The organism is Pseudoalteromonas sp. NFXS53 (assembly GCF_056629255.1).
This window is the reverse complement of record NZ_JBWVBR010000004.1, coordinates 1-20,224: the sequence shown is the minus strand read 5'-3', so window position 1 is coordinate 20,224 and position 20,224 is coordinate 1. Positions and strand designations below refer to the sequence as shown.

Annotated in this window: 18 protein-coding genes and 1 tRNA gene; 6 read left to right on the top strand and 13 right to left on the bottom strand. The window is 41.5% G+C overall.

Going from position 1 to position 20,224, the window contains the following annotated elements; all coding sequences use genetic code 11:
• Window positions 1-60 precede the first annotated feature (60 nt).
• The 5 genes from AC1HJP_RS06405 to pspA all read right to left on the bottom strand — a co-directional run bounded on the left by AC1HJP_RS06405 (window position 61) and on the right by pspA (window position 4,023).
• Entirely contained in the window at window positions 61-1,086 is a 1,026-nt protein-coding gene (locus AC1HJP_RS06405) for a TIGR01620 family protein (RefSeq protein ID WP_480361099.1), read from the bottom strand.
• Window positions 1,083-2,486 (bottom strand): YcjX family GTP-binding protein, encoded by a 1,404-nt coding sequence (locus AC1HJP_RS06400; protein ID WP_480361098.1) that lies wholly within the window; start codon window positions 2,484-2,486, stop codon window positions 1,083-1,085. The genes AC1HJP_RS06405 and AC1HJP_RS06400 overlap by 4 nt, the downstream gene beginning before the upstream one ends.
• A 178-nt stretch (window positions 2,487-2,664) precedes the next feature.
• Window positions 2,665-3,069, bottom strand: a complete 405-nt coding sequence (gene pspC / locus AC1HJP_RS06395) for an envelope stress response membrane protein PspC (RefSeq protein ID WP_058030712.1) — start codon at window positions 3,067-3,069, stop codon at window positions 2,665-2,667.
• Window positions 3,066-3,299 (bottom strand): envelope stress response membrane protein PspB, encoded by a 234-nt coding sequence (pspB, locus tag AC1HJP_RS06390; RefSeq protein WP_138484102.1) that lies wholly within the window; start codon window positions 3,297-3,299, stop codon window positions 3,066-3,068. Before pspB ends, pspC begins: the two co-directional genes overlap by 4 nt.
• A gap of 61 nt (window positions 3,300-3,360) precedes the next feature.
• Window positions 3,361-4,023: a phage shock protein PspA gene (gene pspA / locus AC1HJP_RS06385; protein ID WP_349285637.1), complete on the bottom strand. Its 663-nt coding sequence runs from the start codon at window positions 4,021-4,023 to the stop codon at window positions 3,361-3,363.
• 184 nt (window positions 4,024-4,207) lie between these two features.
• Here pspA and pspF point away from each other — a divergent pair, with 184 nt between their 5' ends.
• From pspF to AC1HJP_RS06355, 6 genes are read left to right on the top strand one after another with little or no spacing between them, the layout of a single operon-like run.
• Window positions 4,208-5,296 carry a phage shock protein operon transcriptional activator gene (gene pspF, locus AC1HJP_RS06380; protein ID WP_480361097.1) on the top strand — a complete coding sequence of 363 codons (1,089 nt, stop codon included), beginning with the start codon at window positions 4,208-4,210 and terminating at the stop codon, window positions 5,294-5,296.
• Between the two features lie 3 nt (window positions 5,297-5,299).
• Window positions 5,300-6,907 (top strand): ABC transporter substrate-binding protein, encoded by a 1,608-nt coding sequence (locus AC1HJP_RS06375; protein ID WP_480361096.1) that lies wholly within the window; start codon window positions 5,300-5,302, stop codon window positions 6,905-6,907.
• Window positions 6,907-7,938, top strand: coding sequence for an ABC transporter permease (locus AC1HJP_RS06370; RefSeq protein ID WP_480361095.1), 1,032 nt, complete (start codon window positions 6,907-6,909; stop codon window positions 7,936-7,938). Before AC1HJP_RS06375 ends, AC1HJP_RS06370 begins: the two co-directional genes overlap by 1 nt.
• Window positions 7,925-8,818 carry an ABC transporter permease subunit gene (locus tag AC1HJP_RS06365; RefSeq protein ID WP_130255298.1) on the top strand — a complete coding sequence of 298 codons (894 nt, stop codon included), beginning with the start codon at window positions 7,925-7,927 and terminating at the stop codon, window positions 8,816-8,818. The genes AC1HJP_RS06370 and AC1HJP_RS06365 overlap by 14 nt, the downstream gene beginning before the upstream one ends.
• The gene (locus AC1HJP_RS06360; protein ID WP_480361094.1) at window positions 8,818-9,825 is read left to right on the top strand and encodes a peptide ABC transporter ATP-binding protein; all 1,008 of its coding nucleotides are present in this window, start codon (window positions 8,818-8,820) and stop codon (window positions 9,823-9,825) included. Before AC1HJP_RS06365 ends, AC1HJP_RS06360 begins: the two co-directional genes overlap by 1 nt.
• Window positions 9,810-10,571 (top strand): ATP-binding cassette domain-containing protein, encoded by a 762-nt coding sequence (locus AC1HJP_RS06355; RefSeq protein WP_480361093.1) that lies wholly within the window; start codon window positions 9,810-9,812, stop codon window positions 10,569-10,571. The genes AC1HJP_RS06360 and AC1HJP_RS06355 overlap by 16 nt, the downstream gene beginning before the upstream one ends.
• Before the next feature lie 42 nt (window positions 10,572-10,613).
• Here AC1HJP_RS06355 and AC1HJP_RS06350 read toward each other — a convergent pair whose 3' ends face one another.
• From AC1HJP_RS06350 to AC1HJP_RS06315, 8 genes are all read right to left on the bottom strand, one after another.
• Window positions 10,614-11,162 carry a YkvA family protein gene (locus tag AC1HJP_RS06350; RefSeq protein WP_480361092.1) on the bottom strand — a complete coding sequence of 183 codons (549 nt, stop codon included), beginning with the start codon at window positions 11,160-11,162 and terminating at the stop codon, window positions 10,614-10,616.
• Window positions 11,163-11,332: 170 nt separating this feature from the next.
• A complete protein-coding gene (ppiD, locus tag AC1HJP_RS06345; protein WP_480361091.1) occupies window positions 11,333-13,243 on the bottom strand; it encodes a peptidylprolyl isomerase in 1,911 nt (636 codons plus the stop codon).
• A gap of 159 nt (window positions 13,244-13,402) precedes the next feature.
• Entirely contained in the window at window positions 13,403-13,675 is a 273-nt protein-coding gene (gene hupB, locus AC1HJP_RS06340) for a nucleoid-associated protein HU-beta (protein WP_010371157.1), read from the bottom strand.
• A 199-nt stretch (window positions 13,676-13,874) separates the two neighbouring features.
• Window positions 13,875-16,244 carry an endopeptidase La gene (gene lon, locus AC1HJP_RS06335; RefSeq protein WP_404393762.1) on the bottom strand — a complete coding sequence of 790 codons (2,370 nt, stop codon included), beginning with the start codon at window positions 16,242-16,244 and terminating at the stop codon, window positions 13,875-13,877.
• Between the two features lie 119 nt (window positions 16,245-16,363).
• Window positions 16,364-17,647 (bottom strand): ATP-dependent protease ATP-binding subunit ClpX, encoded by a 1,284-nt coding sequence (gene clpX, locus AC1HJP_RS06330; RefSeq protein WP_138484083.1) that lies wholly within the window; start codon window positions 17,645-17,647, stop codon window positions 16,364-16,366.
• 180 nt (window positions 17,648-17,827) lie between these two features.
• Window positions 17,828-18,445, bottom strand: coding sequence for an ATP-dependent Clp endopeptidase proteolytic subunit ClpP (gene clpP / locus AC1HJP_RS06325; RefSeq protein ID WP_058030725.1), 618 nt, complete (start codon window positions 18,443-18,445; stop codon window positions 17,828-17,830).
• A 142-nt stretch (window positions 18,446-18,587) separates the two neighbouring features.
• Window positions 18,588-19,892, bottom strand: coding sequence for a trigger factor (gene tig, locus AC1HJP_RS06320; RefSeq protein WP_480361090.1), 1,305 nt, complete (start codon window positions 19,890-19,892; stop codon window positions 18,588-18,590).
• Between the two features lie 255 nt (window positions 19,893-20,147).
• A tRNA-Pro gene (locus tag AC1HJP_RS06315) sits at window positions 20,148-20,224 on the bottom strand.

Here is a 20,224-nt window from a genome sequence, read left to right as displayed (position 1 = left end):
AGATGTTAAGACGGCTAGACGAGCAAAACCCTCTAAAAATCGTACAGTTAAGTTGTCAGTTTAATCATTTTTAGACGGTTTTGTGCGCTCTAATAAAGCTTTTAAAATGCCCTGTGCTGATTGCCCTAACAGCGATTGTTTTTGTTCAAGCTTTGGCAGCGGTCGACATAACTCCATGGTTTTGTAGCCTAAACGCGCTGTAAACACGCCAGCACTGAGACCTTGCGCAGCTCGCGCTGACAACTTACCCAACAACTCAGCACCCAAGCTGGTCGCCGCTAAGTCAGATACCAATTCGGACGCACCAGCAAACAACATCTGTTTAACCAATTGCTTGTACAACATAATGCGACTGCGATACGCCAGTTTGATACCATAGTGTTGGCTTATCTTTTCAATCAAGCTAATACCACGCCACAGTACCGAAAGCATATCAAGTAATGCCATCGGACTGAGAGACACCAAAAGCGCTGACGTTTTTGCATGTTGGTTAATGATTGCTTTTGCCTGCTCATCTTTACTAACCAGTAAGGTTGTTTGATATAACTGTAAAACTTCTTTGTCAGTATGGTGCGGCTTTAAGCAAGCTTTAAATTCTTTTACTTCTGCGTCGGTATGTTGTTTTAGTAAGGGTTGTAGCCAGGTTTCTGCTTCACCAATTTGTGTGCTACTCATTAACCGAAGCGCATCATTTTGGCGCAGGTTTTGTTGTTTTAGCGCTTTTAATGAAACCGCTTCCTTGAATAAGAATTTGCTTAATACTAACAAGGCGGTAGTCAGAACAAAGCCATACAAGCCTGCTAATAATATAGACTCTTGCATTGCCTCAATGATGGTATAACCCGTTTCAACCGCGATTAATAACAATAAGCTAATGACGAAAATACCTTTGAAGTTGAAGCTGCTGGTTTTAGGTTTAAATACGGGTTCTAACTCTTGTTCAAACTCACTGCTTTCATCAATGACGTCTAGCTCTTCGACTATTTCAAAGCGCTTGCCTGTTTCTAACTCTTTTTGGGTTTCCCCGACATCACCGACATTAATTCGTCTACCCGGTTTTAATTGAGCTGATTGATTGTCTGTCATTGCAATTTATCTCCAATTAAAAACTGTAGAGCATGATCTAAACGGGTATGGTTTAATTCGCCTTTGCTACTTGGTAATGGCGCGAATGAAATAAACTCAAAGCCATGAGTTGGCCACTGACTTTGAGTAATAAAGTGGTTAGGCGGTTCTGGCGGCAAGTAAGTAAGCCATTCATTTTCATTGAGTGGCTTGCCATAGATGCAGTCTAAGGCTTTGTCGCCTTCTTTTATACGCTTCGCCAAAGTGCTTTGCACTGATGACATCGCCATTGTTTCAATCTGCACGCCATTAAAACGCATATCATTGGCTTGCTCGCCTACCAAATCATGCAATAACTGCGCTATGGCCACTTGCTGAGTGCCATTCACATGGTCGCACTTATTCGCAGCAAATAGCACTCTATCGATTTTTGGCGAGAACAAACGCTTAATTAGATTCGAGCGGCCGTAATTAAATGATTGCAAAACCGCTTGCAGCGTATGTTTTTGCTCAAGCAAAGACTGCGGGCCATCATTTAAGGCACTCATCACATCAACAAGTACCAACTGGCGGTCAAATTCACAAAAATAGTTTTTATAAAAAGGTGTGATAACTTGCTTTTTATACGCCTCAAAGCGGCTGGATAAATGACTATATTGGCTATTTTCTTTGTCGTTACTCTCACGGCACGGGAAGAACAGTAAGATGGGGGCATCTTCTAAATCGCCAGGGATCAATTGTCTTCCTGGTTGCAGATAAGCAAGTTGCGTCTGTGCTTTTAACTGCTTTAACGCTTGCGTATAAAGATTAGATAACTGCTTAAGCACTTGCTCATCAATATTTTCTTCACTATTGAATTGTTCGAGCTCAGTTAGAAATGGCCGCGCATATTCGCTGTACTCTGGCTTTTCAAGCAAGCTGAGCATTGACTCACTCCAGCTTGCATAATCTTGCTCAAGCATGGGCAAATCAATTAACCACTCTCCGGGGTAATCAATCAGTTCTAGATAGAGGGTACTTTGTGGCGAAACATGTTGCTTTAAGCCATGCTTGGTTTCGTATCGAATAGCAATCGTTAAGGTATTAATGCGTTTTGTCGATTCAGGCCAGCTGGGCTCAGAATTCAATAAACAATTAATGGCATTAGGGTAATCAAAAGTAGGAATGTCTAACGCTGACTGCGGTACTTGTTTGGCTGCGATCAGGCGGTCATCCTTTACAACATCGAAAAAAGGTAAATTCTGTTTGTTGGTTTGTGTGGTTAAATGTTTTACGAGCGCTGTTATAAATGCCGTCTTGCCGCTGCCACTAAGGCCAGTAACGGCCAACTTTACATGTTGATCTAGGCTTCGATGTAGGGTCTTTTGGGCTTTTTGTTTGAGTTTATCAAGGTTCGCGTGGCTGAATAAATTCGGACTCATTATAACAGTGTCACTCCCTGTTAGAGAAAGCGTGCGGCCTACACTAAAATTTAGCCGCACTCGCTTGAAGATGATGGATATACCAATTTTATTGATTAAATGTCCTTTCTAATAAACTAGATAGTCCTTTAAATTTTATTTGCCGCTATAAGCGAACAAACCTTCAATGCAATTGGTATTACAGCTTATTGATTTCACGTGACACAGTAAACTCACTTGATGTCACATAAGTTTCCATATTTTGAATACGGCCGTCTAAACGGGTTAAACGATCTTTTAAGTCGAATAGCGCCTGACGAGGTGGTTCGCCTTTTTGCCATACTTTAAATTTCACTGAGATTGGATCAATCTCATCAAATTTGCCCGCATTTTGCGACATGCTCGGCTCTTTTTTATCGAGAATAAACCAACAGGCTATATACACAACAACAAATAAAGGACCACCAGATAACAATACGGCTGTGATAAATAGTATGCGAACCAGCCACAATTCCATATTAAAGTAATCACTTAGGCCTGCACATACACCTGCTATTTTTCCACGTTTTGGATCTCGATACAGTTCTTTCTTTAGATTGTTCATACCTTACGTCTCCACTGTGGTGACTCCTGATCTAATAATGCTTCAAGGGTCTCAACGCGTTCAGCCATTTTCTCTGCTTTATTAGCCAGTTCTAACAGTTGGCGGTGTTCGTGCTCGCTTAAACCTTGGCTTACCTGTTTCTTACTGCGATAGTGAAGAATGAGCCAAAGTGGGGCAACAATCACCATAAAAATAATAATCGGGGCAACTAAAACTTCTAAATCCATCATCAATACTCCTATAACTCAACCTGTTGTGTCAGTGCCTGTCTAGGCAGGCACTTTTTAACTTTTATTCTTTGTTTGCTAGCTTTTTCTTTAAAGCCGCTAGCTCGTCATCAACTTGCTCATTTTTTTGTAAATCAGCAATTTCATCCGATAGTGACTTTTTACCTAAATCATAAGCTTCTACTTGTGATTCTAGTCCATCGATCTTGCTTTCGTATCGTTCGAAACGATTAAGTGCATCTTCAACTTTTGAGCTGTCTAATGCCTTTTTCACTTCTAAACGAGACTCAGCTGAACGCTGGCGCAGTACAATGGCCTTTTGTCTTGCTTTCGCATCGGCTAGTTTATCTTGAAGTGTGGCAACTTCTTGCTGTAATTTCTCAATATGAGACTCTACATGCTCAAGCTCTTTTTCAACACTCGCTGCCGCATCTGAAGATTTTTGTCTTTCAAGTAGTGCTGCACGTGCTAGGTCTTCACGATCTTTAACCAGTGCCAGCTCTGCTTTTTCTTGCCATTGTTGCGCTTCTTGATTTAGTTGCTCAACACGACGTGCTAATTCTTTCTTCTCAGCCAGTGTTTTAGCTGAAGTAGAGCGAACCTCTACTAATGTGTCTTCCATTTCTTGAATGATGAGGCGAACCATTTTTTCTGGATCTTCTGCTTTATCAAGGATGGCATTGATATTTGAATTAACAATGTCTGCAAAACGTGAGAAAATTCCCATAATCTTTACCTCTTCGGTTACTCTATTTATTTAACTGAGTAAGTAGTATCAAGTTGCTTGCCAACTTTTTAAATAAATAAAAACAATAATAATCAATAACTTATTAAATTTCAAAAACTCCTTTTGTTCAAGCTTTTTTTAAAATACACTAATAGTTAGCAAAAATAACTAAGAGTTAGGCAATATGAGTCAGTTTCGCCAACAGGATAATTTACTTGGCCAATCAGACAGCTTTTTAGCTGTGCTAGACAAGGTTTCACAACTTGCTCCACTAGATAAACCCGTACTAATCATCGGTGAACGAGGAACAGGTAAAGAACTTATTGCAGCCCGCCTTCATTATCTATCTGAACGCTGGGATCAAAACTACGTTAAGTTAAACTGTGCAGCCCTTAATGAGAACTTACTTGAAAGTGAGTTGTTCGGTCACGAAAGTGGCGCCTTTACCGGCGCAAGTAAACGTCATGAAGGTCGGTTCGAGCGCGCCAATGGCGGTACTCTTTTCTTAGATGAGCTAGCCAACACCTCTGCCATGGTACAAGAAAAACTTCTTCGTGTTATCGAATATGGTGAATTCGAACGTGTCGGTGGTAAAAGCACCGTTAAAGTAGACACGCGCTTAGTGTGTGCAACCAATGAAGATTTACCTACATTAGCTGATAACGGTGAATTTCGTCACGATTTACTCGACCGCCTCGCATTTGATGTCATCACGCTGCCACCTCTTCGTGCAAGAAGGGAGGACATCGTCTTACTGGCTGAGCAATTTGCCATAAACATGGCCCGAGATCTTGATTGGGCATTGTTCAGTGGCTTTACAAAAAAAGCCATGGACAAGCTATTAGATTACGATTGGCCGGGTAACATTCGTGAATTAAAAAATGTGGTTGAACGAAGCTTATACCGCCATGGTAGCGAGCAACTGCCTGTTCATGAAATTATATTCGACCCATTTGAAAGCCCATATCGTCCTGCTCAGCGTATTAAAGCACCTACAAATATTGAACGCGCCCCTGAAGTAACAACCCCTGCAACGGCTGAAATCTCCACTGCTACAGTTATTGAGCAGACCAAACAAGCTGAGAATAATTTTTCATTCCCATGCGATTTGAAAACTCTATCAAACGACTATGAAATTGAACTACTCAAAAAAGCATTAGAACATAGTCAATTTAACCAAAAGAAGACTGCACAAATGCTCAGTTTAACGTATCATCAATTGAGAGGTTATCTGAAAAAATACAATCTGTTAGATCAGAAACAAGAGGCGTAAATCGTGCGAATACTGCTGCTGGGCACGCTGTGTACTTTGCTACTAGGCTGCATTGATAAGCCCAATGTGAAGTTAAATGAAAAAAATCAAGGGTTAGTTTATTGTGCTGAAGCCAACCCTATGACATTTAACCCACAAGTCACAACGACCGGGTCAACCATAGATCTCATTGCAAACCAGCTGTATGACCGCTTAATCAGCATTGATCCAGATACCGCAGAATTTAAACCTGAGCTTGCAGAAGCTTGGGGGGTGTCAGATGATGGCACAACCATCACCTTTTATTTGCGAAAAGGCGTGCAATTTCATCGCACGGATTACTTCACGCCTAGCCGAGAAATGACCGCAGATGACGTGGTGTTTTCTTCTGACCGCTTATTCAATGTTTATAACCCCTATCACTTTGTTGGCGATGCGACTTACCCTTATTTTCAAAGTGTCGGTCTAGATCAGCTGATACAAGAGATTATCAAAGTCGACGATTACACAGTGCAATTTAAACTGTTTAATGCTGAAAGCAGCTTTTTATCAAACTTAGCAACTGACTTTGCCGTGATTACCTCTAAAGAGTACGCAGACATTCTTGCGGCCGCTGAAAATAAATCTCAGTTTGATAATAAACCGATAGGCACAGGTCCTTATAAATATAAGCAATACCTTCGAGATAATTTGGTCCGTTACCACAAGAATGAGACTTATTGGAAACACCCTGTTGCTATGACGCAATTGGTGTTCGATATCACAACCAATAACACCAGCCGTATTGCCAAGATGTTGACGAAAGAATGTGATGTCACAGCTCACCCTAGTGCTTCACAATTGGCTGTGTTAAGTAAACGTGCAGATATAACCGTAGAGAAAGCTGAAAACCTAAATATTGGCTACTGGGCATTCAATACCGAGAAAGAGCCTTTTGATAATTCACTTGTTCGCAAAGCTCTCGCTCACTCTGTTGATTTTAATAAAATTCTACAAGCTGTTTTTTATGGTAATGGCCAAATTGCCAAATCTTATTTACCACCTGCTTCTTGGGCGTTTGCTGAACAAAAGAGTATGCCGACTTATAACCCGACCTTAGCAAGAAAATATCTTGATATGGCAGGCTACGAAGAAGGCTTTGAAATGACAATTTGGGCAATGCCGGTATCTAGAATTTATAATCCCAATGCGCGCAAAATGGCAGAGCTTATTCAGAGCGATTTAAAACAAATTGGTGTCACAGCGAAAATAGTTGAGTACGAGTGGAATACATTTATTGAACGTATTGGTAAACATGAGCATGACAGTGTACTGCTTGGCTGGGTTGCTGATACTCCTGACCCAGATAACTTCTTTAGCCCACTATTGAGTTGTACAGCGACTTTCAGCGATAAAAACCCAGCGAATTGGTGCAATCCAGAATTTGATTTACTGCTAACTAAAGCGCTCGACACAACAGATATCGAAGAAAGAAAAGCGTTTTATGCTCAAGCGCAAGCCATGATCATTGACCAGCTCCCGCTTGTGCCAATTGCCCATGGTATGCGCTTTCAGGCTTCAAGCAAAGAGGTTAAAGGGATCGACTTGAAACCTTTTGGTGGGATTTCTTTAGCCAATGCAAGGAAAGAGTAATGCGCGAGTATTTGTTCAGACGACTTAGCCTTTTACTATTCATGCTGCTCACTCTGACTGCATTTACCTTTTCTTTGAATTATTTATTTCCGGGTGATGTGCTCACGAATCTCAGTGGCCAAGTGAATAGTAGTTATGCGCAGTCACAAGCATTGGCCGATAAATACCAGCTAGAAGAAAACATCATAGTGCAGTATGGTGCGTTTCTTGGCCGCATTGTTGATGGCGATTGGGGCTACTCCCTTTCATCTGGACAACCTGTTTTTGAGCATATTTTGTTGCTCTTCCCTGCCACAATTGAACTGTGTGTATATGCACTTGTTGTTGCAATTGTATTTGGTATTCCATCAGGTGTCATTGCCGCAGTTTTTCACAAACGATGGCCTGATAAAGTCATTAACTCACTCACTTTAATGGGCTTTTCTATTCCCATCTTTTGGTTGGCTTTATTGTTGATTATGGTGTTTTGCTTGGGATTGGGTTTATTCCCCATGTCTGGAAGAATTGGCCTACTCTATGAAATCGAGCCTTATAGCCACTTTATTTTAATCGATATTATCGCGCAAAGGTTTCCATACGGTGGCCTTGCATTCATTGATGCATTAAAGCACTTAGCATTGCCAACCATTGTACTCGCTATGTATCCAACCACAGTGTTAATTCGATTTACTCGCGACTCAATGCTCAATGTACTTGAACAAAACTACATTAAAACTGCTCGCGCTAAAGGCTTAAACCGTCGTCAGTTGATTTTGCATCATGCGCTTAGAAACGCACTTCTGCCTGTGATTAAGCAAATCGGTCTGCAGTTTAGTACTTTGTTGACACTTGCCATGATCACCGAGGTGATATTCTCTTGGCCAGGTGTTGGCCGCTGGTTGATTGAAAGTATATATCAACGAGATTACCCAGCGATCCAAGGTGGTTTATTAGCTGTGTCTGTGTTTGTTATTTTCGCTAATATGTTTGCTGAATTTAGCCATACCGTGTTAAACCCTATTTCTCGGAATCAAGCGCATGGCAAAATTTAAATTATTTAGTGAAGAGTCAAACCGCTCGCCCCTTTCTCGCTTATGGAAGAAGTTCAAGGCTAACCACCCTGCGCTTGTTGGCTTGTGGATTTTTATTGCACTTACTTTATTGGCCCTGTTCGCGCCACTTATTTCACCTTACAGCATAAATCAACAACATGCTGATGCACTCTTACTCCCGCCTTCATGGCATGATGCTGGTGATGTCAGGTTTATACTCGGCACAGACGACCTTGGCCGAGATATTCTGTCGAGACTGATGAACGGGGCAACGTTCACCTTTGGTTTATCTATCATTGCAGCTTTAATTACCACCGCTTTAGGTGTCATTATTGGCTCGCTAGCAGGTATGAGTAAAGGTATTCGCTCAAGCTTTTTTAATCATTTACTAGACATCACCTTGTCTATTCCCTCGTTGTTATTAGCTATCATCATCATCGCTATCTTAGGGCCTGGCTTGCTTAATACGGTGTGGGCGATTATTTTGGCCTTACTTCCTCAATACGTGCATTCAATCCGAAATTTAGTGGTAGAAGAGCTAAGTAAAGATTACATCAGTGCCTTTCGCTTAGATGGCGCCAGTAAATGGAAAATACTGGTTCGAGGCGTATTTCCTAATATTTACGAGCATATTGTGGTTATTTTCACTATGGCACTTTCAACGGCTATCTTGGACATTGCAGCGCTTGGCTTCCTCAAATTAGGGGCTCAACCACCGACGACTGAATGGGGCGCTATCTTGGCTGAAAACCTTGGTCTAATTTACCTAGCACCATGGACTGTTGGTTTGCCTGGTGTACTATTATTTATCGCTGTTTTATCGACGAACCTGGTAGGTGATGGTTTGAGACAAGTATTGAAAGATCGTAAGGCTGACTGATGCATTTACTCGATATCAAAAACTTAACCATAGAGCTACCTACCGAAAATGGCGTTATTCGCGCGGTTGATAAAGTGAATTTGAGCCTAAAAGAAGGCGAAGTACATGCGCTGGTTGGCGAGTCAGGCTCTGGCAAAAGTTTAATCGCAAAGGCCATTGTCGGGGTTTTAAATAAACGCTGGCGTGTCACAGCCGATAGGATGCATTGGCAAGGGGTCGACTTAATGCGCTTGCCGCCGGAAAAACGTCGAAAACTAGTCAGCCAAGATATTGCGATGATCTATCAAGAGCCGAGTAGAAGCCTAGACCCAACAGCAAAAGTATTTGAGCAAGTCTCAGAGTCAATCCCTGAAGAGTCGTTAAGTGGTAACTTTTTAGTGCGCAGACAACTAAGAAAAAAACGCGTCAAAGCGCTACTTCATAAAGTGGGGATCAAAGACGATAAACGTGTTGCTGATAGCTACCCTCATGAGCTTTCAGAAGGGATCTGCCAAAAAGTAATGATAGCCATGGCCATTGCTCGAAACCCAAAGTTGTTAATTGCTGATGAACCGACTACGGCACTTGAAAGCACGACAAGAGCACAGGTTTTTAGACTATTAAAAAGCCTCAATCAGCTCAAAAATATGTCTGTATTGATGATTTCTCATGAACTCGAAGAAATTACCTCTTGGTCACACGCTATGCATGTATTGTACTGTGGTCAGATGGTGGAGGCAGGGCCCACAGAGAAAGTGTTTAATGCCCCTCTGCACCCTTACACGCAAGCCTTAGTAAAAAGTTTGCCAGATTACGCACAAGGTCTTGCCCATAAAGAAAGTTTTTATGCACTTAAAGGCACTATTCCACCATTACAGCACTTACCTATAGGCTGCCGCTTAGGGCCAAGGTGTCCACAAGCGCAAAAGCAGTGTGTGGTTACCCCTAAGCAAAAAAAATCTCATGGTCATACTTTTGCTTGCCACTTCCCTTTGTTAAAGGAAGATAAAAAATGCAACCCATCTTAAAAGTTCAGTCTCTGCACAAAACCTATCGCGTTAGAGTCGGTTTATTAAAAAGAAAAAATGTACCTGTATTGACCGATATATCCTTTTGCTTAGGCAAAGGTGAAACCATCGCCATTATAGGTGAAACTGGCGCAGGTAAAAGCACTTTGGCAAAGCTATTAGCCGGTGCAGAGCAAGCCGAAACAGGGCAAATTTTACTCGATGGCACAACCATAGAAGACGATGGTGTTAGGCAAGATCACTGTCGTCATATTCGTATGATTTTCCAAGATCCTACTCGCTCTCTCAACCCTGGTCTTACAATAGGTGAAATACTCGATGACTGTTTGAGTTACAACACAGAGTTAACTCACAAACAACGAGATAAAAAAATAGCCCATGTTTTAATTCGGGTTGGTTTGCTTGAGGAACACTACCATTACTATCCGCACATGTTTAGTGGGGGTCAATTGCAGCGTGTCGCGCTCGCTAGAGCTCTTATTTTAGATCCTAAAGTTTTGGTGCTCGATGAAGCCTTATCGTCGCTTGACCCATCTGTTAGGGCGCAAACAGTCAATCTCTTATTAGCATTGCAGAAAGAAACTGCCTTGAGCTATGTTTTGATCACTCATCATTTAAGCTTAGTCAAACACATGAGTGATAGCTTGTTGGTACTTAATAAAGGCAAGGTGGTTGAATATGGAAAAACCGCTCAGGTATTCGCTCAACCCAAATCTAAGGTAATGAAAAGGCTGCTTAACGTGTAAGCAGCCTTTTCGAAATTTATGTTTGTTATCAAATAAACAAAATTACATAATGCGCGAAAATAGGCGAGATTTTCGGCCTTGACGTTGTCGGCGCATGTTAGAGCGGATCTGAGCACGCGTACCTGCTAACCAACTTTCACGGTCGACTTTTGCCTCTTCACCACGACGAGACTCTTCCGTCGCTCTGAAACTACAGAACTCTGAGTATGCTTTAAGATCTAAAGACATATCTTGTAATACAAGTTCAATCATAATCGCATCATCAATATAACCAAGACCAGGAATGTGATCAGGTACTACATCTTCAGGCTCGCTGAAGTATGCTAGCGAAGCGATAATGTCTTTTCTTTCTTCTTCTGGGATCTGCCACTCTGTATCTTGAACTGCATCAATTAACGTCGCTAAAGACGCCATTCTTGTGCGAACAAATTCTGGCAGTTCACTCTTTTCCATCTCATCAACTAGCTGTTGCGCTTTGGTTAAGATTTCGCTTTCTGAATAGTGTGAAGTTTTGCTGATAACTTTGTCCATCATGCTCTTAAAATGCGCTAAATCTGCATCTGATAGTTCAAAGTTGATTTCGATTGCCATGTTCCCAGCTCCCTGAGTTTTTATTGTTTGTAGATATTACTCTAACCATAGAGCAATGGGGATTTATGTCAATAATAGAGCGTACAAAAACCCGGCAAACTTGCTATTGTTTTGTAAATTAAAATAAAAAAAGCGCCATAAAGGCGCTTTTCTGTTCATAAAATATTTACTTAATTTTCTTCAGTAACTTGAACTGTTGGACGAACCACCTCAGCTTTTGATTCAAGAGCAGAAACAAACGCTAAGTAGTTTTTATTTATCGCCGACATAGTAATGCCCTGCTTTTGCTGCGCATCAAGTTCAGCCGTAATTTCAGGGGTTGTTACTGAGTTCAATTGAACAAGTGCTACATCACCGTTATTTAACGTGACTAAGCTTTCAACTTTGCCGCCTTCTGAAGGGTGAGGTAAAGCAAATACCTCTTTCACAATCGCAGGCGCAACAGAATAAGATTGACGTTGCAGAGCTGCCTCAGTGCTAACCTCAGTCGCTTCAGCTGACGCAATCTCTTGTAGCGCTTTACCTGCTTTAAACTCAGTAAATAAGTTTTCTGAATATTCAGCAAGTAAAGATGATGCTTTTTCGTTTGTTAAAGTCGATACTATTTGCTCTTTAACTGCTTCAAGCGGCTTAGTTGCAGCAGCAACGTGCTCTGTTACACGAACAACCACAAAATGCTCAGGTGCCACTTCTAACACTTCAGAGTTCACTTTGTCTTCAAGTAACTCTGGTGTAAAGATAGTTGTTGAAACAGCTGGTGAATTTAGAGGTGCAGGTAACATCATACGACTAACTAAGTCAGTTGTTTTCAATTCAACACCTGCAGCAAGTGATGCATCTTCCAAAGTATCAGCAACTTCGAACGCAAGCTCAGCCACTTCAGTTTGCTTTTGATAGAACACATCTAGCTTCGCGTTCTTTTCAAGTTCAGCTCTTAGTTCAGTGGCAACTTCTTCAAATGGTTTCTCAACTTGCGCTTGTAAATCTGTCAATTTAATAATGTGATAACCAAACTCAGTTGCAACAACGTCAGTAAAGTCACCGATATTTGCCAGTGCAAATGCAGCTTCTTCAAAGGCAGGTTCCATCACATCACGTTCAATCCAATCAAGGTCACCGCCAAGTTCAGCACTGACGATGTCATCAGATTTTTCTTCAGCTAAGGTAGCAAAGTCTGCGCCCGCTTTTAATTCAGCTAAGATAGCGTTAGCTTTTTCTTCTGCTGCAGTATCATCTTCGCTGTTATCGATAAGAATGTGCGCAACACGACGCTTTTCTTCTTCTAAATACTGTGACTTGCTTTCTTCATAGTAAGCGCGAACATCTTCATCAGTCACTGGCGTATCTAAAGTAATATCATCAGCTTTTAATTCTAAATACTGAACAGCAACTTGCTCTGGTGCCATAAATTGTTGCTGATTAAGTTGATAATAATCATTCACTTCTTCATCAGATACTGACACTTGAGACTTCATTTTCTCTTTTGTCAGAAGCACATAATCGATGTTTCGTGTTTGTTGTTGCAGTGCAGCTGTTTGCTGTATTTCACCTGGCAACACAAAATCAGAACCAGCAACAGCAGAAACCAGTTGTGTACGTGTCATTTCTTCACGTAGGAACTCTCTGAATGTGTCTGGTTGGAAGTTCATCTGACGGATAGCACGTAGGTATGCATCATTATTAAACTGACCTGCGACTTGGAAATAAGGCATTTCAACAATCGCCTGCTTCACTTGCTCGTCACTGACGCGTAGACCTAACTGAAGCGCAAGTTGGTTTTGTAATTCTTGTTGTACCAAACGGTCGATCACGCCATTGCGGATCTGTGCCATGTAGTTTGGGTCAGCTGCGATTTGCGCAAAGTATTCACCAAACTGTTGCTCAAGACGCGCACGCTCATTTTCAAAAGCACGTGAGAACTCAGTTTGACTAATTTGAACTCCATTAACTTCTGCGACAGGTTGCTCTGTGGTTTGACCTAGGTAACCACCTATCCCTGCTAACGCAAAAGACAGGATAACTAAGCCAAGGATAATTTTGGCTGCAAGGCCCTGTGAGCCTTCTCTGATCTTTTCTAGCATTGTTGTTTCTCTTATCTAAGCCAAAGCACGCACGCGCTTTGATTTTTAGCTATTGTAAAAAAAGCGTATCTTAACAGATACGCTTTTTTACTTGAAGCTACACGAGACTGACTTAACGTTTTAAACGTGAATCAGTGTAAAGCCTCGTCACTAATTTAATTAGTTTACTGCGTCTTTCAGTGCTTTACCCGCTTTGAAAGAAGGAATGTTCGCAGCTGCGATTTGGATAGTTTCACCAGTCTGTGGGTTACGGCCTGAACGTGCTGCACGCTCACGTACAGAAAAAGTACCGAAACCAACTAATGCTACAGAATCGCCATCTTTTAACGCACCAGTAACTGACTCGATGAATGAATCTAGCGCACGACCTGCCGCTGCTTTAGAGATGTCAGCATCAGCTGCGATTTGATCGATTAATTGAGATTTATTCACAATATCATCCTCTTACATTGTTATTATCAAAAGCGAGAGCATTTTTTGATAACTACCACTTTTTGTTATTACTACTAGAAAGTGAACTACTTTCTAATTCTTAAAATCTTTGTCAGCCTAAGCTACATAAGGCCTAGGCTTGAATCAGAGCCTAACTTATCACACCAATGTGATTTGAAAAGCCCTTTACAGCACTTTTTTAGCTATTTTCGACTTTTTTCTGAGTTTCAACAGAAAATGACTCGATTGGTTCAGCTAAAGCCAGTGATAACACCTCGTCAATCCAAGAAACTGGGTGAATCTCTAAGCCTTCAAGCACATTCTGAGGAATCTCTTTCAAGTCTCTTTCATTCACTTTTGGAATAACAACGGTTTTAATACCACCACGGTGCGCTGCCAGAAGTTTTTCTTTTAAACCACCGATAGGTAGTACTTCACCACGTAAAGTGATCTCACCTGTCATTGCCACATCAGAACGTACTGGGTTGCCCGTTAAACTTGAAACTAAAGCTGTGACCATGGCAATACCTGCACTTGGACCATCTTTTGGCGTCGCGCCTTCTGGTACGTGTACGTGAATATCACGCTTCTCATAGAAGTCTTCATTAATGCGCAGTTTATCAGTGCGACTACGAACAACCGTCATAGCTGCCTGAATAGACTCTTGCATAACATCACCCAGAGAACCGGTAAATGACAACTTGCCTTTACCTGGCATCGACGCACATTCGATAGTCAATAAATCACCACCGACTTCAGTCCATGCCAAACCAGTAACTTGACCGATTCTGTCGCCATCTTCTGCCTTACCGAAGTCATGACGGTGTACGCCTAAGTAAGACTCTAAGTTGTCACCATTGATAACAATTTGCTTGTTGTCTTTGTTTAATAAGATGTCTTTAACCGCTTTGCGGCAAAGCTTTGAGATCTCACGCTCTAAGCTACGAACACCCGCTTCACGCGTGTAGTAGCGAATAATGCCAATGATAGCGCTATCTTCGATTTCAACCTCACCTTCTTTTAAGCCATTACGCTTGATCTGCTTTGGAATCAGGTGCTGTTTTGAAATATTCAGCTTTTCATCTTCGGTATAACCAGATAGACGGATTACTTCCATACGGTCAAGTAGAGGGCCAGGAATATTGAAGCTGTTAGACGTTGCAACGAACATCACATCAGATAGGTCGTAATCGACTTCTAAATAGTGGTCGGCGAAGGTGCTGTTTTGCTCTGGATCTAATACTTCTAATAATGCAGAAGCTGGGTCACCACGCATGTCCGATGACATCTTATCGATTTCATCAAGCAAGAATAATGGGTTCTTCACCCCAACTTTACTCATACTTTGAATGAGTTTGCCTGGCATTGAACCAATGTAAGTTCTACGGTGACCGCGGATCTCAGCTTCATCACGAACGCCACCCAGTGCCATACGCACATACTTACGACCTGTTGAACGTGCGATTGATTGACCTAAACTGGTTTTACCCACGCCAGGAGGACCCACTAAACACAGGATTGGACCTTTTAGTTTGTTGGTACGCTGTTGAACCGCTAGATACTCAATGATGCGCTCTTTCACTTTCTCAAGGCCGTAGTGATCAGCATTTAAGATTTTTTCAGCGCCAGCTAAATCTTTTTTCACTTTAGAACGTTTTTTCCAAGGTACATTGATCATGGTATCTATGTACGAACGCACTACTGTCGCTTCTGCAGACATTGGCGACATCATTTTTAACTTGTTCAGTTCAGCTGTGGCTTTTTCTTCAGCCTCTTTTGGCATTTGCGCTTCGCTGATGCGCTTTTTCAACGCTTCAAATTCGTCAGGTACATCATCCAGCTCACCTAACTCTTTTTGAATCGCTTTCATTTGTTCGTTCAGATAGTACTCACGTTGAGATTTTTCCATCTGCTTTTTAACGCGAGAGCGAATTTTTTTCTCTACTTGTAGTAGATCAATTTCACCTTCCATTAAAGCCATTAAGTACTCTAAGCGCTCTGTTACGCTTTCAAGCTCTAAAACTTTCTGCTTTTCTGGTACTTTAATAGGCATATGTGCAGCCATAGTATCGGCTAGTCGTGCAGCTTCATCGATGCCAGACACAGATGATAAAACTTCTGGTGGGATCTTCTTATTAAGCTTTACATAGCCTTCAAATTGGCTAATTGCACTGCGCACGAAAATATCTTGCTCTTGCTCATCAATATCTTGTGAAGCAACAAACTGTGCAGTCGCAGAAAAGTATTCATCAGTTTCGATGAATGATTCGATACGCGCTCTTTGCGTACCTTCTACTAGCACTTTAACTGTGCCATCAGGTAATTTTAATAACTGTAATACAGTCGCAATTGTACCTGTTGTATAAATTTCATCTGTTGAAGGATCATCAACCGCAGCATCCATCTGCGCGGCTAGAAAAATTTGCTTGTCTTTTTCCATCGCCGCTTCAAGACATCTGATCGATTTCTCACGACCAACAAATAGCGGGATCACCATATGCGGATACACAACAACGTCGCGTAAGGCCAACACAGGAATTTCGACTCGATCAGTTCTCTCAAGTGTCATTATTTTCTCTTCGCATTTTGGTTATTCGTTAATAATGGCAATATGGGGATTAAACCCATAAAGTTCAACCGATTGATAAAAAAAGGAGCCAATGGCTCCTTTTTTATACCGAATCTTAATTATTCTGAAACAGCTTTGTCTTGGTTGCCGTTTTCATAAAGAAGAATTGGGTCTGATTCGCCTTTAATCACAGTCTCATCAATAACAACTTTACTGACATCTTCTATTGAAGGTAAATCATACATGGTATCTAGCAGTACACCTTCAACAATAGAACGCAGGCCACGGGCACCGGTTTTACGTTCCATCGCTTTGTGTGCAATCGCTTTCAGGGCGTCTTCTCTAAACTCTAATTCAACACCTTCCATTTTGAAAAGTGCGCCAAATTGTTTAGTCAGCGCGTTTTTAGGCTCACTTAAAATTTGAATAAGTGCCGCTTCATCAAGCTCTGTAAGTGTTGCAACAACTGGCAGACGACCTATGAACTCAGGGATTAAACCGTACTTCACTAAATCTTCAGGCTCAACATCTTTAAATGTTTCACTTAAAGAACGTTCTGAGTCTGACGTTTTAACGTCTGCACCAAAACCAATACCAGTGTTTTTATGGCTGCGCTGTTCAATGACTTTATCAAGACCAGCAAACGCACCACCACAGATGAACAAGATTTTAGAGGTGTCAACCTGTAAGAACTCTTGTTGAGGGTGCTTACGGCCGCCTTGCGGTGGCACTGACGCAACGGTGCCTTCAATCAGCTTAAGTAATGCTTGCTGAACGCCTTCACCTGACACATCACGCGTAATTGATGGATTATCAGATTTACGAGAAATCTTGTCTATTTCGTCAATATAAACAATGCCACGCTGTGCTTTTTCGACATCGTAATCACATTTCTGTAGCAGCTTTTGAATGATGTTTTCAACATCTTCACCAACATAACCCGCTTCAGTTAATGTTGTTGCGTCAGCCATTGTAAATGGTACGTCAAGTAATCGCGCCAGCGTTTCTGCTAATAGTGTTTTACCACTACCTGTTGGACCGATAAGTAGAATATTACTCTTACCTAATTCAACCTCAGACTTTACAGATTGGTTCTTTAATCGCTTGTAATGGTTATATACAGCAACGGCTAACACTTTCTTAGCGTGCTCTTGACCAATAACATAGTCGTCTAGGTGGTTACGGATCTCTTTAGGAACAGGTAGTTTGTCACCAGAATCATGCTTTGGTGCAATATCTTTGATTTCTTCCCTAATAATGTCGTTGCACAGATCGACGCATTCGTCACAAATATAAACAGAAGGTCCAGCAATCAGCTTTCTCACTTCATGTTGGCTTTTGCCACAAAATGAGCAGTATAGAAGCTTTGTATTTTTGTCGCCGTCTGTTGGTGTATCTGACATTCAGCTACCTCATCGTTTTGCGTTATCTTCTCTAGATAACAATAATCATGTTGTTAACTATATCAAAGAAACTAAAAATTAGCATAGTTAACATAGGGCAAATTAACTTTGCCCTGATTTATACCAATAATCTTAAATAAGTGATCAATTTTGAGAGTTATTGATGATTGGTATTATAACTTATTTTAAATCTCTGCGAGTGTGAACTGCATCGATTAAACCATACTCTAATGCCTGCTCTGCAGTCATAAAGTTATCACGGTCTGTGTCATGTGCTACTTTTTCGTATTCTTGGCCTGTGTGATCAGCCATTAAACGATTTAGTTTTTCTTTGATAGATAAAATCTCTTTTGCATGAATTTCAAAATCAGATGCCTGACCTTGGAAACCACCTAATGGTTGGTGGATCATCACGCGAGAGTTAGGTAAGCAATAACGTTTACCTTTTGCACCACCTGACAGTAAGAATGCGCCCATGCTCGCTGCTTGGCCTACACATACCGTACTTACATCAGGTTTGATGAAATTCATAGTATCATAAATAGACATACCCGCCGTTACCGAACCGCCTGGCGAGTTGATGTATAAATAAATATCTTTATCAGGACTTTCAGATTCTAAGAATAATAGTTGCGCCACAATAAGGTTTGCCATGTGGTCTTCAACTTGTCCAGTTAAGAAAATAATACGTTCTTTTAAAAGACGTGAATAAATGTCAAAAGAGCGTTCACCTTTCGCTGTTTGCTCAACAACCATAGGGACTAATGCATTAAGTGGATCAAACATACCATCATTCATTGTTATTCATTCCTTAGGAGCCGCCAAAATCTGGCGCTGCGTTTTGCGGATATTTTACCTACAGAAAGTAAAATGGCTCGGATCCTCAAAAAGAGTATCACGAGCCATTAAATCGTTAGCAAAGCTTTAAGTCAATGACTTATTAAGCACCTTGCTGTGGATTCATGATGTCGTCGAATGCTTTTTCAACGTCAGTCACTGCAGCTTTTGCAAGAATCGCTTCAACAGCTTGTTCTTCCATAGCTACGTTACGCATTTGCTGCATCATTTGATCATTTGATTTGTAGTATGCAACTACTTCACTTGGATCTTCGTATGCAGAAGCAACTGATGCAATTAGCTCTTCAACTTTAGCGTCATCAACTTGGATGTCGTTTGACTTGATCACTTCACCAAGAAGTAAACCAGTCTTAACGCGAGTTACTGCTTGCTCGTGGAAAAGCTCAGCTGGTAGCTCAGGCATGTTTTGCGCGTTGCCGCCAAAACGTTGTGCCGCTTGTTGACGAAGCGCATCAATTTCTTGGTCGATAAGTGACTTAGGTACTTCAACTTCGTTAGTCTCTAAAAGACCTTTGATAGCTTGGTCTTTTACGTTCGCTTTAACTGCTTGAGTTAGCTCACGAGACATGTTCTTTTTAACTTCTTCTTTAAGTGCGTCAACGCCACCTTCAGCAACACCAAACTTAGTTGCGAACTCGTCGTTTAGCTCAGGAAGCTCTTGAACTTCTACTTTCTTCACAGTGATAGTGAATTGAGCAGGCTTACCTTTTAGGTTTTCAGCGTGGTACTCTTCAGGGAAAGTTACATCAGCAACAACTTCTTCGCCTGCTTTTTTACCAACGATACCGTCTTCGAAACCAGGGATCATGCGACCTTGACCTAGCTCTAGAGGGAAATCTTCAGCTTTACCGCCTTCGAACTCTTCGCCGTCAACAGTACCTAGGAAATCAACAGTTACACGGTCGTTTTCGCCAGCAGCTGCATCGCTTTCAGTCCAAGTAGCGTGTTGCTTACGAAGTGTTTCTAGCATGTTAGCTAGATCTTCGTCAGTTACATCAACAACTGGCTTTTCAACAGCGATTTGCTCAAGATCTTTTAGTTCAACTTCTGGATAAACTTCAAAAGTTGCTTCAAATACTAGCTCTTTGCCTTCTTCTAAAGACTTAGGTGCGAACGCAGGTGCGCCAGCTGGGTTTAGCTTTTCAGAAACAATTGCTTCGATGTAGTTGCGTTGCATGATATCGCCAGCAACTTCTTGACGTACAGCTGCACCGTAACGCTTAGCGATTACTTTTACTGGTACCTTACCTGGACGGAAACCATCGATACGCTGAGTTCTAGACAGTTGTTGTAAGCGTTTTTTAACTTCAGTCTCAACGTTCTCTGCAGGAACGGTGATAGTCAGACGGCGCTCAAGGCCTTGAGTCGTCTCAACAGAAACTTGCATGATTTACCTCAATCTTCATTTTTGGCGCCAATGCGCCTTCCTTAGAAACAAGTTGCACTAATTAGCTTAGTTAAAAACGCAATACGTGTATTTAACCCTATTAGACAATCTTGTTGCCTGCCCTACTGGGCGCTATGTTAAACAATAGACGCGGCATTATAACCGATTCATTGCTGTAGTCGAGCTATGAAGGTAAATAAATGGTGAATAACGGACTGACTGATTAAAAGATGACTAAAATGAGAGAAGATAAGATGGTCGGCGATGCAGGATTTGAACCTGCGACCCCTTGGACCCAAACCAAGTGCGCTACCAAACTGCGCTAATCGCCG